Consider the following 14,524-nt stretch of genomic DNA (forward strand, 5'->3'; position numbering starts at 1 on the left):
AGTAATGTCGAAAATTACAGGTAAAGTTTCCCAAATCATTGGGCCAGTTGTAGATGTTGAATTTCAATCAGAATCGGACCTTCCCAAAATTTATGATTCCCTTGAAATTAACAGGGAAGATGGATCTATTTTGGTTTTGGAAGTTCAATCGCATATTGGTGAGAACACGGTAAAAACTATTGCTATGGATTCTACCGATGGTTTAAGCAGGGGCGTAGAGGTGGTTGCCACCGGAAGTGCGATTCAAATGCCAGTTGGTGATGATATTTATGGACGTTTGTTTAATGTGATTGGTGATGCGATCGATGGTATTGGCAATTTGCCCAAAACGGGTAAAAACGGATTGCCCATTCACCGTGATCCTCCAAAATTTGAAGACCTTTCTACCTCTACCGAGGTGCTTTTTACAGGTATCAAGGTTATTGATTTGATAGAGCCTTATGCTAAAGGAGGTAAAATCGGTTTGTTTGGTGGTGCGGGTGTTGGTAAAACAGTATTGATTCAGGAATTGATCAACAATATTGCCAAAGGGCATGGTGGACTTTCGGTTTTCGCAGGGGTAGGGGAACGTACCCGTGAAGGGAATGACTTGCTTCGTGAAATGTTGGAGTCCGGAATTATAAAATATGGCGATGCCTTTTTGCATTCTATGGAAGAAGGCGGATGGGATTTATCAAAGGTTGATAAAAAAGCCATGAAAGAGTCCAAAGCGACTTTCATTTTCGGACAGATGAACGAACCTCCTGGAGCCCGTGCCCGTGTAGCACTATCAGGATTGACCATTGCAGAGTATTTCCGGGATGGAGCGGGTGAAGGTCAAGGAAAGGATGTATTGTTTTTCGTAGATAATATTTTCCGTTTTACACAAGCAGGTTCTGAGGTATCGGCGCTTTTAGGTCGTATGCCATCTGCGGTTGGGTATCAACCTACATTGGCCACTGAAATGGGTGCCATGCAAGAACGTATTACATCGACCAAAAGAGGTTCCATTACATCGGTACAGGCGGTCTACGTTCCTGCGGATGATTTAACAGATCCAGCACCGGCAACCACATTTGCCCACTTGGATGCCACAACCGTACTTTCGCGTAAGATTGCCGAGTTGGGTATTTATCCCGCTGTGGATCCATTGGATTCTACGTCAAGGATCTTGACCCCGGAAATTTTAGGTAAAGATCATTACGCTTGTGCCCAAAGGGTAAAGGAATTATTGCAACACTACAAAGAACTTCAGGATATTATTGCCATTTTAGGTATGGAAGAATTGTCCGAGGAAGATAAATTGGCCGTTGGTAGGGCTAGACGGGTACAACGTTTCCTTTCACAACCTTTCCATGTAGCGGAACAATTTACCGGTATCCCCGGGGTTTTGGTAGATATCAAGGAAACCATGAAAGGATTTAACATGATTATGGATGGTGAGTTGGATCACTTACCAGAATCGGCTTTTAACCTTAAGGGTACCATTGAGGAAGCCATCGAAGCTGGTGAGCGAATGTTGGCTGAGGCATAAATGGTTGTTGGTTGATAGTTGGTGGTTGTTTGTAATTTTTCCATCAACGAACAACAAACAACAAACAACTAAAGAATATGTATTTAGAAATTGTATCCCCAGAAGCTACCTTATTTGCAGGAGAAGTGAACTCAGTGACGGTGCCAGGCATCAATGGGGAATTCCAGATGCTTAATGATCACGCGCCCATCGTTTCATTGCTTCAAAAAGGAAAGGTTATCGTTGACGGTAACATTACCATCGAAGAGGAATACGAAAGTAAATTCACCAAAAATGCCAAAGGCAAAACGGTTCTAGCCATAACCAGTGGGACTGTTGAGATGAAGGGGAACAAAATCATCGTTCTGGCGGACTAGGATTAGTATAAGAAATATTGTAAAAGCCATACGAATCGTATGGCTTTTTTTTTACGGATATTCGTCTAATTATCATGTTCAGTTGGGGTATTGATGATACTATTTACAACTAATACAATATCTTTAAGGTACAATTGTTCTGGATGAATTTTATAGGGAAACGTTATATCGATTATAATTCTTTTGTAAAGTTGCATTTTGGGGAACGCGTGCAGAAAATTTCATTGGATGTCGGTTTTTCTTGCCCCAACCGGGATGGATCCAAAGGCTATGGTGGGTGCACGTATTGCAACAATAACACCTTTAATCCCGATTATTGCGAACCCCAAAAAAGTATTGCGGCCCAATTGCAGGAAGGCATCGAGTTCTTTGCCAAACGCGGGAAGAACAATAAATATCTTGCCTATTTTCAAGCATACACCAACACCTATTCCGATTTGGAATCACTTAAAGCGATGTACCAAGAGGCCTTGAGCGTTCCCAAAGTGGTCGGGTTGGTCATAGGTACCCGACCGGATTGTATTTCGGATGGGGTCATCGATTATTTGGCAGCACTGTCGAAGGACTATTTTATTTCGTTGGATTTTGGTGTGGAAAGTACCAATGAAAAGACACTTTTGAAAATAAACCGTTGCCACACCTATGCTGATACCATAGCCACGTATAAAAAGTGCATGGACAAGGGGTTTCATTTAGGGGCACACATCATTATGGGTTTGCCTGGGGAATCTAAAAATGATTTGATACAACATGCTGTGGAATTGTCGAAATTACCAATAGATACGTTGAAGATACATCATTTACAAATCGTCAAAAACTCCGTAATGGCGGTGAACTATAAGCGAAGCCCAGAAACCTTCAACCTATTCGAGCTTGAGGATTATATTGATTTTATTGCGGAATTTATAGGGTATTTACGGCCCGATATCATTATTGAACGTTTTATTAGTGAAGCCCCGAAAGAATTATTGATCGCTCCTAAATGGGGTGGGGTAAGAAAACAGGAAATCTACGATAGGATTGATAATCTGTTGGTCAAAAAAAACACGTGGCAGGGGAAATTCTATACCTCCAATACACAGGAGATTCAACCTTCAGCGTTACAGAGTAGATAGTTTTACAAGTTTTGAAAAGCTATCTTTAGTCCCTATGACGGAAAAGTTTTTTATAGTGGCCTCATTTGAATTTGCAGCGGATGTGCAAATCTTAAAAGGGAAGTTAGAATCTGAAGGAATACCAGTTTTCCTAAAGGATGAAAATACCTTGAATTCAGACCCCTTGATTAGCCATGCCATTGGAGGGGTCAAACTACAAGTCTATTCCAAGGATAGGGATAGGGCACTAGAAATCTATAATGAAATAAGGGCTTATGCCATAGATGATGAGGGAAACCCCATTGTTTGCCCAAACTGTAAGGCACAAAAATCGGAAGCCTATTATGAACGCAAAACTATTTTTCATAAACTCTTTCCATTTTTTGAGGAGAAAAAATACAAATGCCTAAATTGTGGTATCATTACTAAACCAGATAAAAATGCATAGGTTTTTTATTACAGGGATTTCGACAGGAGTAGGTAAAACAATAGTCTCGGCCATAATAGCGGAGGCCTTGGAGGCCGATTATTGGAAACCGGTACAAGCTGGGGAATTGGATAATACCGATAGCGATAAGGTGGCGCGCTTAATTTCGAATGGAACATCGAAAATACATCCTTGTAATTTTGAACTCAAAACTCCGATGAGTCCACATGCCGCGGCAAAAATTGACGGTATTTCAATCGATATAAATCATATTTTTGAACCGAAGACCACTAACCATTTGGTCATTGAAGGGGCAGGAGGACTGCTTGTGCCTTTAAACGATACCGATACCGTATTGGATCTCATATTGCCCAATTATAAAGTGATTGTGGTTTCCCGCCATTATTTGGGAAGTATTAACCATACTTTATTGACCGTTAAATGGCTTCAACTTAAAAAGTATGACGTATCCTTGATTTTTAGTGGCGATGAAAATCCAACTACGGAAAGCATCATACTTAAAAAGACGGGTGTTAAATCGTTGGGAAGGATCGATGAAGAACCAAGTTTTGATTCCTTGGTCATAAAAAAATATGCAGATCAATTCCGTTCGGCACTACAATCTCTTTAAACGCTGCAAAATTTCCGCTTTTTCAACGGTTGCAAGTACGCTGTAATGCTCGGCTAAATACGCATTGATATATTCGTTTTCGGCTTCTTCTTTTTTATCAAAGACCCTACGGTTCTTTCGCACAACCACGGTTTTGGGTTGAATGGTTTCCATAATATATCGAAGTTCTTCCATAGCGGTTTTCCTGGGATTGTCATAGAACGGAAATAATTCATCACGACAAATATTACTGGGATGGGTTGCCGCTTTCGTGGGGGGCTTGGAATTTAAAACCCAATACCCGATATGATATCCAAAAAACAGAATGTTTTCTGTGTCCAAATCATTTTCTTGAATAAAACTGGGTACTGAAAAACCCTCCCCATTAAAAAAAGTCCCGCGATCCACCTTATTTTTTAGGACATTGATGTACTCCAGATAGGATTCGGCGGGAATCAATAAAAACATAAAAAGGAAGTAGGGTTTCCATCGTATATTTTTGAAAAATTGAACCTTGCTTATCACGATGACAACCAAAATCAAAAGCATGGGATGCAATTGGATCAAGTAGTGCCCGTTGATCCGGCCTCCTTTGTAAAAAGTGAACAATACCCCAAGGATAGCTACCAGAAGATATTGAATGGAGACGTTTTTAAAATCCAAGAGCTTCTTTTTCCAGGTGAGTATAAAAAAGGCGGCCAAGACCAGGTATACAGGGGCCAACTCAAATGGGGTATATCTACGTGCACCGATGTATGCCAGAGGAGCCTTAAAAACCGATTTAATCCATAATTCCGTGTTTCCCTGTAGATAGTATGGTAGAAGGGTCAATACGATGATGAGAAGAATACCAAACCCATATAAAAATGTATTCATTATGGCCTGAGTCCATTTTCGGTCGCGAATATCTGAATAAAATAAAAACACCCCCAGGAATAATAGGGTATAGGCAATGTTCATTTTGGTCATCACCGCCAATCCCATCAACAATCCGGATAAAAGGTAGGGAACGGATTTTTTGGATTTCAGCATGATATAGAGTCCGGGCATAAAAAAGGCCATACAGATATGTTCGGACATAACCCCTTGTAAACTACCGAAAAGGGAGAGAAGTGCCACCGTTGAAATAGCAGCCCAAACACCTATCTTCCGTGAATGCACCTCCTTGCCAATCTTGTAGGTAAAAAATGCGGTTAAGGCAACGAAAAGGGCCCCAAAAAGGCGAATGGCAATAAAACTTTTGCCGAACACATAAATAATGGCAGCAAAAACAAAGAACGTTATAGGCGGCTTTAAATCCCAAAGTTCGGTATAGGGCAAATGTCCCTCAACCCAAGATTGTCCCATAAGTATAAATGTACTTTCATCTCGATCGATGTAATCCCTGAAAAAAAATGGGAATCGTATAAAGAAGGAAATACAAAAAATCATTAGGAATACTGTCCTGTCCTTCAGGTCGGAATAGTTCTTAAAGATTGAATTTATAAGGGTATAGGACATGTATTTTCTTGGGATTGATTCCCATCTTTGCAAGATATGTAAAATGCGGATGTATTGAATTCTATGGCGAAAAAAAATCTTTCCGAACGCGATAGAAAACACTATGCAAGACACCTTCATTAGCATAGTGCTGGATTTCCATATTCTAGAGAAGCAGAAATCGCAAAAGGAAGATTAAAAGCAGATGGTATCGAAGTTTTTTAAGGGATAATCTTACCATAGACACTGTTCCTTTAGTCAGCCAAGCTATTGGAGGCGTAAAATTAAAAGTACTTACCAAAGACGAAGAGAAAGTTGGAGCAATTTTAAAATCAATTAAAGCTTATTCTGTAGACGATGAAGGGAATCCTATTGTTTGTCCTAATTGTAAAGGTGAACATATTGAGATGTACGCAACCACTCCTAATTTTAAATTCTTAATGTCATTTCTTATTGTTCCCATTTTATTTACATTGCGTATTTGGCGCAGGTTATCAATACAAATGTGAAGATTGCAAAACTGAATTTCCTATTACAGATTAATGACCTTGTTATAAGCACTTTTCAATTTCTTAATTACAATTTCGATTTCTTCTTCATTCAAATGCCCAAAACCAAAACGAATAGCACAGGTATTTTTATCTTGATATAAAATAGTTTTTGGCAGAAATAAATCTAATTTTACGGCTTCCTCAGCAAGTTTCACTAATGATATTGTTTCTACAAATTGTAGCCATATTGCTAAACCGCCTAAGGGTATTTCCCAAGTTGTAATACCTTCAAAATAATAGTTTAAAAAATGGCACAAACTATCGCGACGCTGTTTATAAGTGATTATGTTTTTTTTCTTAAGGCGATATATTTCGCCTTCAGAAATAAGTTCAGAAAGCATTTGTTCTTGTATTAAATCGCCTTGTTTATCAAGTAATTGCAAATAGTTTTTAGCTTCAGAAATTAAGTTTTCTGGTGCTACTACAAAGCCCGTCTGAAAACTTGGAAATAGCGATTGTCCTAACTTGCCCAAATAAATAACCATTCCGTTGGCATCTGCACTTGCCATGGGTAACATTGCAGACCCTTCAAACTGAAAATCGTGGTCGTAATCATCTTCTATAATGGCAAATCCATGCGTTTTTGCTAATTGCAATAATTGTAATCGTCGTTTTGCACTTAACGTTACAGTTGTAGGATAATCTCTATTGGCACAGACATACACACAGCGTATACTTCCTTTTGCAAAATGCTTTTTTATATATTCTATATTTAAACCTTCACTATCTACAGGAATCGTTCTGATCGCTGCACCAGCTTGTTGAAAAATCATATTAGCAGCATAATTACTCAACTGTCCAACCAATACCAAATCATCCTGTTTAATTAATAATTGTGAAACTATATACAGGCTCATTTCCGTGCTACGGGTATTTACTACATTATTTGGTTTTATATGAAATCCTCGTGTTGCGTTTAAATAATTACAAAGTTGTGTACTAAAAATTGAAGGAATTAAAGCACTTGTTCTATTCCATTTATTAATTAATGGTTTTCGTTTCATTGCTGCACTATACCATCTCGAAAACTGGTACACAGGATGTAAACGTAAATCTGGTTTACCGTCGCTTAGCATATATTTTGAATAAGTTTCTTCTGTTGTTGAAGCCAAATGAAATGACAGTTGAAACGGAAAACCAACCGCTTTTGGATACGTATAGGCCTGATGGATATGCTGGGCTGTTGCTTTAAGTTTTACGGTAGATTCCTCTGGCACCAAAACAAAAGTCCCTTTGTTAGCTATAATATCTACCCAACCTTGTGAAGCCAATTCTTCGTAAATAGCAACAGCTGTATTGCGATGAATGTTTAACAACTGACTTATAACCCTTGTTCCTGGTAACTTACTACCTTTTTCTAAGTAGCCACGTTGTATCGCATTTATAACTTGTTGTGCTACTTGTATATAAACAGGTTGCACAATCGTTTTGTCGAATGTGACAAGTTGTTTTAATATAGCACTAACCGGACTATTCATTGTTTTAAAACTGGACTAGTTTAATCGTCCGGAAAGTTACGACTTTTGCAGAATTGAATTAAATGATGCAATAACAACCAGTGCAATACTCAAATAGATGAAATATACAGTCTTACTTTTTACATTTTTTCTAATTAGCGCATTTCAGTTAAATGCGCAACAAGAGGAACCTATAATAAAAATCGATTCTTTAAGTGAAGTTGTAGTTACTTCAAATCGAATTGATTTACCCTTCAAAGAAAATTCCAGAACCATAAATATTATTACAGCAACTGATATTAAAAATAGTGCTGCCGTTACCATATCAGATTTATTACAGCAAGTTGCTGGTGTAGACATTAGAAGACGTGGTACTGGAGGAAGTCAGGCAGATTTATTTATTAGAGGAGGTGGTTTTGACCAAACACTTTTGTTAATTGATGGTATTAAAATGGATGATGCACAAACAGGCCATCACACCATGAATGCGGCATTACCACTAGAAGTTATTGAGCGTATTGAAATTATAAAAGGTCCTGCAGCTAGAGTTTTTGGGCAGAATGCATTTAGTGGTGCAATTAATATTGTCACTAAATCTAATTTAAGTAATTCTGTTTCTGCAAATCTTGAAGCTGGTTCTTTTGGTCAGCTTAATGGTTCTCTAACCGTTGGGTCTGAATTAGTGAATTCAACACATATTTTCCATGCTGGAAAAATGACTTCTGAAGGTTATAGAAATAATTCAGATTATAATAATTCCAACTTTTTTCTAAAAAGCGTATTCAATAAAAAAGACCAACCTATTGAGATGATCGCAACGTTTTTTGAACGCAAATTCGGAGCTCAAAATTTTTACACGCCAACTAGTTGGGGTTTTAATGAATATGAAGAAACTCAAAATAGCTTAATTGCATTTACAACTACTTTTAAGTCTGAAAAACTAAAAATTCAACCGCGTGTGTATTGGAAACGGAATCAAGATTTGTTTTTACTACAACGGGATGACCCTAACTTTTTTAGAAATTTTCATATTTCAGATAAAATCGGGGCCGAAGCTAATGCGGCTTACACCTCTACATTAGGTATTACAGGATTTGGAATCGACATGTCTAAAGTGTATTTACGAAGTAATAATTTAGGCCATCGTAATCGTTTTATGACAACCTTGTTTTTAGAACATAGATTTCAATTTGCTGACGATCGTTTAGATATTACGCCTGGGGTTGCCATGACTTATTTTTCGGATTTTAAATTTAATGCTTTTCCTGGTTTGGATATTGGATTTGATATTGCCAACAACCTAAAAGCTTATGGAAACATTGGTTTTACTTACAGAATTCCAACCTATACCGATTTATATTATAACGGAGGTGGAAGTGCAGGAAATCCGGATTTGGAACCCGAAGAAGCTTTTGCACAAGAATTAGGAATTAAGTATATCAGTCCAAAAATTGGAGCAAGTATTTCAGTTTTTAATAGAGATTCGGAAAATCTTATTGATTATATCAGATCGAATACAGATGAAGAAACCTTTACCGCAACCAACATCGCTAAAGTTAATACTAAAGGAATGGAAATTGATGTCGCCTATAATTTCAAGCTGAATAACTTCAACCAAACTTTTGCAATCGGTTATGCTTTTTTAGATGATAATATTTTAGACCAAAACGAAGAATTATCGCGTTACTCTCTAAACACATTGAAACATCATTTTACAACACGATTCAGTACTCAATTATTAAAAAACGTGCGGCAAAATATCATTTACAAATATGCAGAACGTACCACAGGACAAACGTATAACGTTTGGGATGCTTCTATTGTAATGAAATTGAAACAAGTTGAATTATCAATCATGGCAAGTAATATTTTTGATGCTGCATATATTGAGTCTGGCTTTACACCAATGCCACCAAGTAATGTGTTATTTGGTTTGCGTTATAGTTTTAAATAACAATCTTACTTTTCTACTTTAAATTTTATCTGCTCGCTTTTACTTTGTTAGTGAGCAGTTTTGGTTTCTAAAAAACCTTCCAAACAAGAGGGATTTTTCTTATTCTTTCTTCAAAAAATAGTCTATCTTAGAATTACCAACCTACACATTAGTATTTATGGAAGATTTGTTGTGTAACACTTTTTGAGAAGATTTATTGGTCCATTGCTGGGGTATTGGGTTAAAATCCGCAAAAACCTTTTACCAAACACGATCAACCAGAAACTGTTGACGCTAAAGATTCTAGATTAGAATCTTTAGGTGAAAAGCCAAAATGGTCAAGACCAGGGCATACCATTGAGCGTAACGAACAAGCGAGACAAAAGGCAGAATTGAAGAATTGATTCTAGACGATTAGTAAGTATTTAAGGAGTTTTTTAGCAAGGGTTTTATAAATTTACTGTATAACATAACTCCATTGAACTTGAACTTAAACGAAATACCAAGGGTAAAGACCATTACCAAGGAGGCTTTTATCAAAACGTATTTTAAGCCCCAAAGACCGGTTGTAATAGAACGGTTCATTGAGGATTGGCCTGCATACTCTAAATGGAACCTGGATTATATACGATCAATTGCCGGGGACAAGGAAGTGCCTTTGTACGACGACCGTCCCGTGCATCATAAGGATGGGTTTAACGAACCCCACGCCAAGATGAAGATGACCGATTACATCGACCTACTTCAAAAAGAGCCTACCAAATATCGCATCTTTCTTTGGAATGTTTTAAAGGAAGTACCCGAATTGCAAAAGGACTTTACCTATCCCGATTTTGGATTACGGTTGATGAAAACCTTGCCTATGCTTTTCTTTGGTGGACAGGATTCATTCACTTTCATGCATTTTGATATTGACTTGGCCAACATATTCCATTTTCATTTTGAAGGTAAGAAGGAATGTATCCTATTCCCGCAAACGGAGAGCAAACATCTTTATAAGGTGCCTCACTCCTTGATTACCCACGAGAGTATCGATTTTACGAACCCTGATTTCGAAAAATGGCCGGCCCTTAAAAATGCCATTGGCTTTAAGACCCATTTGAACCATGGTGAGGTCCTTTATATTCCTGAAGGGTATTGGCATTATATGCGATATGTGACTCCCGGATTTTCTATGAGCTTACGCTCGATCGCCAAAAATCCGAAAAACCTGTTTTCTGCTTTTTACAACGTTCTTGTGATGCGTAATTACGATGGGCTTATGCGAAAAATGAAAGGGCAAAAATGGATCGATTGGAAGAATGATCAGGCTGTTCATAAAACAAATATGAATATCCATAGAGCAATTAAATGAGAATGGATATATTTGCCAGCTAAAAATTCGTACACTAACTAAAATATATATTAAAATGAAAAAAGTATTCGTTGTTTTAACAATGCTTCTAGGTGTTTCTTTTGTAAATGCCCAAGCCTACGAAGGGAAAGATGACTCAAAATTTCAAATCGGAGCCAACTTTCAAGAAAACGGAACTGGAATCGTAGTTACTTATGATTATGGATTAGGGGAGAATTTCTCAATAGGTGCCACATCATCATATGTTCTGGGTGTTGAGGAGTCTATTGATGCTAGTTTTGACAATAGATTTGATCTTAAAGCACGGTTTAATGCAAACCTAGGGAGTGTAATGCAATTGCCAAGTAACGTTGATGTTTATCCTGGTTTAAACTTAGGTTTAAAGAACTTTGGGGGTCACTTAGGTACCCGTTATTTCTTTAGTGACGGTTTTGGTTTATTTGCAGAAGTGTCAGTGCCTTTTGCGAAATATAAAACAGATGATTTAACTTTAGCTGAAGAATTACATAATCAATTTGTGTTTAGCTTAGGAGCTACTTTTAACTTATAAAAAGGTATTAAAAAATAACAAAAGGACGATTACTGAGGCAATCGTACTTTTGTTATTTGATCAATTCAGTAATCTTTTCATACACCAAATGGCTTTCCCAACCACGGTAGAGCAGATAATCGGCAAGTTTTCTTTTTCTTTTTTGAAGGTTGGTTTCTTTAATGGCTTTCAGTCGTTTTTCAGCCAAGATATCAAAGGTTTTTAGATACTGCCCATCATCTATTTCCTTAAGTGCGGTTTTGATGTTGTACTTGGTAATGCCACGTTGTTTCAGTTCGTTGGTTATTCTGATTCTACCCCATTTTTTAATATTGAACTTACCTCGGGCAAAACTTTGGGCAAATCGTTCCTCATTCAGGTAATCTGCTTGGATCAAATGGGTCACAATCTGATCTATTGCCTCAGGGATCATGTGCATTTCCTTGAGTTTTGTAATCACATCTTTATGGCAACGTTCCTGGTACGCACAATAACCCTCCAGTTTTTTGGTAGCTTCAGTGATACTATAAGATTTTACTAACGACCGCATTAAACGAAGATAAGGGTTATTGCATAGGATTTTGGTTTCCATTCATTGTTTCCACTGTATTTGGAGTTCCATGTCTTCAGTCCTAAATCCAATATGCTCTCCATAAGTAATTGTGCGTAGGTTTCCTTTTATACTTCCTGGATCTGGAATGGCACCTTGGGGCAATACAAATTCAATTGTCCAATCAGGTTCGGTTTTTTTTATGACCATTGTAAATAGGCTATCCTTTTTTTTATAAAAAATCGATATCAGGTTATTTGCCACGGCAACATTTTCAAGAGAGGCTGAATTCCACTTGCTTGGCATTTGGGGCTTGACCACCACTTTTTTATTCACGGCGTCGGGCCGTATTCCAAAAAACTGGTGTACAATAGGAATGGCATAGCCGTATATATTCCATGCTTGGGTCATCATTCCATAGTCCGGGGAGACTTCATAGATGCTTCCCGGCAGGGCATAGCTAAAAGTCCGTGTCATTCGTTTTATATAATTCAAGGCCTTGTCCGGCCTGCCATAATTGTTTTCGGCTATGGCTTGTACTCCTGTGGGCAAGGTCATTACCGCCCCAGTATAAGAGAACATTTTGCTTCCTTTGAACGAACCATCATCTGATCCTGCCGATATGTCCCTATCGATACCGGTTACGAACATACCAAAGGGATTCACGAAATTATCGGCTGTTTCGAGGCCTTTTATGGCCTTGGCCGAATCTGCAATTCCCATCTCCATGGGTGTATTCACCACCCAATTATGGTGAAGTACAAAAGGTTTTGATTTCGCTGACCGAGCAGCAAGTATTTTTTGCTTTGTTTGTTTTAATTCCGTTACTGCCCATGGTTTATTTAAGGTGTCAGCGCGCACCAAGGCATCTTCTATTAAATGCAATGCCTGCTCGTCGGTCCCTAAAAAATCTGCATAGGAACCAGATTCTTCAGACCAGAATGCCCTATTTATCTGATCTTTAATGATGTGGGCCATTTCTTTGTAGTTCGAGGACAACGCTGGATCATCCAGTTCGGCGGCCATTTTGGATGCATCGGTAAAGGCTCTCTGGGTATAGGCGGCAACATCGATCATTTCACTATTAAGTCCGTGTATTTCCATCATTCCAAAGCCGTCAGGGAAGAGATTTTTATTTTTATCATTTTCTTCCATGAGCCAAGAAAGCCCTTTTTTAACGGTCGAAAAATATTTTCTTAAAAATTCCTTATCCCCGTTCCATTGATATACTTCCCATATCAATGAGGCAAATTGCGGTGTTTCGTTGATATTTCCATCATTGAAAACTGCACCATTGGTAGACATTTCATGGATTATCTTACCATTCCCGTTTAGGGCGTTAGAGACGCTATCCAAGAGCCGTATGGTCTTGTAAACGACATCGGTTTGGCCTATGGCCATATATCCCTTCAGGGCATATTCGCTGTCAACTCCGAACCACCAGGGATAATCTGGCAACCCGGCAGTAATCCCGGTGCCGATTTCTGGTACAGTCCGAATGAGCCAATCACAATTATATTTTAACCATTCAAAGGCTTCCTCAATGTCCTTATCTGGAATGGTGAGTTTGGATTGTTGGGCAAGTCGGGAGTAGCGTAATTTCTTTTCAGAAAGGTACTTTAAGGAGTTGGTCTTTATATCATCATAGGTTTTCAAAGCGGCTTCCTGGGATTGGTATGAGCCTGCAATAATAAAGTTCAAGGTTTTTTTCGCTTTTGCAGGAATGGAAAGCGAATACGCTAATTGGGTTGCAATTCCTAAACCAGAAAAGCCATGCGCTACCTCTGATTGGGAGGTAGACCTTTCATCTGCGCCAAAAAGCACAAACCACGGATTTTCTTTATCCTTTACTAACCATACATCCGAGTCTCTTAAAAATTCTGCCTTATCCGCACCATCGACCATATCGGTCTTCTCGCCAAGCCAAGTAGGTCTCAAATCCGAACCCCCCAAAAATCTAAATTCAAATTGTGAGGTGCTACTACCTGTATTTTCAATATCAAATTGAACCAAAAGGCCTTCTCTATCATCAGGTACGAATTGCCAACGATCAATAGTTAAGTTTTCATCCAAGAGGCGGTACACATGTTTGTTGGCCATTGGATAATTGATAAAGGAATCGGCACGATCCAAATGAAACACCTTGTTGTTAATTTCGAGGGATACCTTGAATCCGTCCATTAATTTGATGGGATGATCCCAAATGCCTCCCATTTCCCCTTTAATATGCCACCCAATTTCTGGGAAGGTCCCATTTTGATGGCCTACCATATAGACCCGGTTGCCTGCGGTTACATAAGGGGAGTCTAGGTAAGAGGGTTTCCCCGTTATTTTCGGCACATTCTCCATTTCCTTATCGAAGTCGATTCCGACTTTTTCCTTGGAGCACCCCGAGACAAGCATTGAAATTAAAAAAAATAACGTCGTCCAATTTTTCATATTCAACCTTAGAATCTACATAAAGGGTTTAAGATAGCAAATCTTGCTTTTCAAAAGAAAGTATTTAGGGGATATCAAAGCAAAAAAAAAGCGACTCCGTTTCCGAAGTCGCTTTTAATTTTAATTTCCCCCTTCTTTTAATACGATTATGAAAGTGGGTGTACTAATATATCGTTTTACCGTCTTTATCCTTAAAACGGTATTCTAGATAGGTATATGCATCCCTTGGTTG

At 38.3% G+C, this 14,524-nt stretch carries 12 protein-coding genes and 1 pseudogene; 9 read left to right on the forward strand and 4 right to left on the reverse strand.

The features are described 5' to 3' along the window. Positions 1-4 precede the first annotated feature (4 nt). The 5 genes from atpD to bioD all read left to right on the forward strand — a co-directional run bounded on the left by atpD (position 5) and on the right by bioD (position 4,021). On the forward strand, positions 5-1,513 hold the full coding sequence (atpD, locus tag WBM98_RS15760) for a F0F1 ATP synthase subunit beta (protein WP_424366981.1): 1,509 nt from the start codon (positions 5-7) through the stop codon (positions 1,511-1,513). 77 nt (positions 1,514-1,590) lie between these two features. Continuing rightward, positions 1,591-1,869, forward strand: coding sequence for a F0F1 ATP synthase subunit epsilon (locus tag WBM98_RS15765; RefSeq protein WP_424366982.1), 279 nt, complete (start codon positions 1,591-1,593; stop codon positions 1,867-1,869). A 143-nt stretch (positions 1,870-2,012) separates the two neighbouring features. Continuing rightward, positions 2,013-2,984, forward strand: coding sequence for a TIGR01212 family radical SAM protein (locus tag WBM98_RS15770; RefSeq protein WP_424366983.1), 972 nt, complete (start codon positions 2,013-2,015; stop codon positions 2,982-2,984). A gap of 34 nt (positions 2,985-3,018) precedes the next feature. After that, positions 3,019-3,411: a DUF2007 domain-containing protein gene (locus WBM98_RS15775; RefSeq protein ID WP_424366984.1), complete on the forward strand. Its 393-nt coding sequence runs from the start codon at positions 3,019-3,021 to the stop codon at positions 3,409-3,411. Beyond that, complete coding sequence (bioD, locus tag WBM98_RS15780) at positions 3,404-4,021, forward strand: dethiobiotin synthase (RefSeq protein ID WP_424366985.1); 618 nt, start codon at positions 3,404-3,406, stop codon at positions 4,019-4,021. The genes WBM98_RS15775 and bioD overlap by 8 nt, the downstream gene beginning before the upstream one ends. Here the strand turns inward: bioD and WBM98_RS15785 are convergent. Both WBM98_RS15785 and WBM98_RS15790 read right to left on the reverse strand, forming a co-directional pair. Beyond that, on the reverse strand, positions 4,007-5,347 hold the full coding sequence (locus tag WBM98_RS15785; protein WP_424366986.1) for an ArnT family glycosyltransferase: 1,341 nt from the start codon (positions 5,345-5,347) through the stop codon (positions 4,007-4,009). The genes bioD and WBM98_RS15785 overlap by 15 nt on opposite strands. A gap of 664 nt (positions 5,348-6,011) precedes the next feature. After that, positions 6,012-7,508, reverse strand: coding sequence for a PLP-dependent aminotransferase family protein (locus WBM98_RS15790; RefSeq protein WP_424366987.1), 1,497 nt, complete (start codon positions 7,506-7,508; stop codon positions 6,012-6,014). Positions 7,509-7,605: 97 nt separating this feature from the next. Here WBM98_RS15790 and WBM98_RS15795 point away from each other — a divergent pair, with 97 nt between their 5' ends. The 4 genes and pseudogenes from WBM98_RS15795 to WBM98_RS15810 all read left to right on the forward strand — a co-directional run bounded on the left by WBM98_RS15795 (position 7,606) and on the right by WBM98_RS15810 (position 11,324). Beyond that, the gene (locus tag WBM98_RS15795; RefSeq protein WP_424366988.1) at positions 7,606-9,441 is read left to right on the forward strand and encodes a TonB-dependent receptor plug domain-containing protein; all 1,836 of its coding nucleotides are present in this window, start codon (positions 7,606-7,608) and stop codon (positions 9,439-9,441) included. Positions 9,442-9,665: 224 nt separating this feature from the next. Continuing rightward, positions 9,666-9,824: pseudogene (locus tag WBM98_RS15800) on the forward strand (biotin synthase BioB); the annotation flags it as partial. A gap of 74 nt (positions 9,825-9,898) precedes the next feature. Beyond that, positions 9,899-10,774, forward strand: coding sequence for a cupin-like domain-containing protein (locus WBM98_RS15805; protein ID WP_424366989.1), 876 nt, complete (start codon positions 9,899-9,901; stop codon positions 10,772-10,774). Between the two features lie 55 nt (positions 10,775-10,829). Further along, positions 10,830-11,324 (forward strand): DUF6646 family protein, encoded by a 495-nt coding sequence (locus WBM98_RS15810; RefSeq protein WP_424366990.1) that lies wholly within the window; start codon positions 10,830-10,832, stop codon positions 11,322-11,324. A gap of 52 nt (positions 11,325-11,376) precedes the next feature. On the opposite strand, the gene WBM98_RS15815 is transcribed toward WBM98_RS15810, so the two are convergent. Together WBM98_RS15815 and WBM98_RS15820 are read right to left on the reverse strand one after the other, a co-directional pair. Then, positions 11,377-11,853 carry a regulatory protein RecX gene (locus tag WBM98_RS15815; RefSeq protein ID WP_424366991.1) on the reverse strand — a complete coding sequence of 159 codons (477 nt, stop codon included), beginning with the start codon at positions 11,851-11,853 and terminating at the stop codon, positions 11,377-11,379. A 42-nt stretch (positions 11,854-11,895) separates the two neighbouring features. After that, positions 11,896-14,292: a trehalase family glycosidase gene (locus tag WBM98_RS15820; protein ID WP_424366992.1), complete on the reverse strand. Its 2,397-nt coding sequence runs from the start codon at positions 14,290-14,292 to the stop codon at positions 11,896-11,898. Between the last annotated feature and the right edge of the window lie 232 nt (positions 14,293-14,524).

It is taken from the genome of Maribacter sp. (assembly GCF_049667165.1).
GTDB lineage: Bacteria > Bacteroidota > Bacteroidia > Flavobacteriales > Flavobacteriaceae > Maribacter_A.

What these genes read in the sequence shown, in the direction of transcription:
- atpD (WP_424366981.1), top strand. Translation starts at nt 5, where the DNA reads ATGTCGAAAATTACAGGTAAAGTTTCCCAAATCATTGGGCCAGTTGTA.
- WBM98_RS15765 (WP_424366982.1), top strand. Translation starts at nt 1,591, where the DNA reads ATGTATTTAGAAATTGTATCCCCAGAAGCTACCTTATTTGCAGGAGAA.
- WBM98_RS15770 (WP_424366983.1), top strand. Translation starts at nt 2,013, where the DNA reads ATGAATTTTATAGGGAAACGTTATATCGATTATAATTCTTTTGTAAAG.
- WBM98_RS15775 (WP_424366984.1), top strand. Translation starts at nt 3,019, where the DNA reads ATGACGGAAAAGTTTTTTATAGTGGCCTCATTTGAATTTGCAGCGGAT.
- bioD (WP_424366985.1), top strand. Translation starts at nt 3,404, where the DNA reads ATGCATAGGTTTTTTATTACAGGGATTTCGACAGGAGTAGGTAAAACA.
- WBM98_RS15785 (WP_424366986.1), bottom strand. Translation starts at nt 5,347, where the DNA reads ATGGGACAATCTTGGGTTGAGGGACATTTGCCCTATACCGAACTTTGG.
- WBM98_RS15790 (WP_424366987.1), bottom strand. Translation starts at nt 7,508, where the DNA reads ATGAATAGTCCGGTTAGTGCTATATTAAAACAACTTGTCACATTCGAC.
- WBM98_RS15795 (WP_424366988.1), top strand. Translation starts at nt 7,606, where the DNA reads ATGAAATATACAGTCTTACTTTTTACATTTTTTCTAATTAGCGCATTT.
- WBM98_RS15810 (WP_424366990.1), top strand. Translation starts at nt 10,830, where the DNA reads ATGAAAAAAGTATTCGTTGTTTTAACAATGCTTCTAGGTGTTTCTTTT.
- WBM98_RS15815 (WP_424366991.1), bottom strand. Translation starts at nt 11,853, where the DNA reads ATGCGGTCGTTAGTAAAATCTTATAGTATCACTGAAGCTACCAAAAAA.
- WBM98_RS15820 (WP_424366992.1), bottom strand. Translation starts at nt 14,292, where the DNA reads ATGAAAAATTGGACGACGTTATTTTTTTTAATTTCAATGCTTGTCTCG.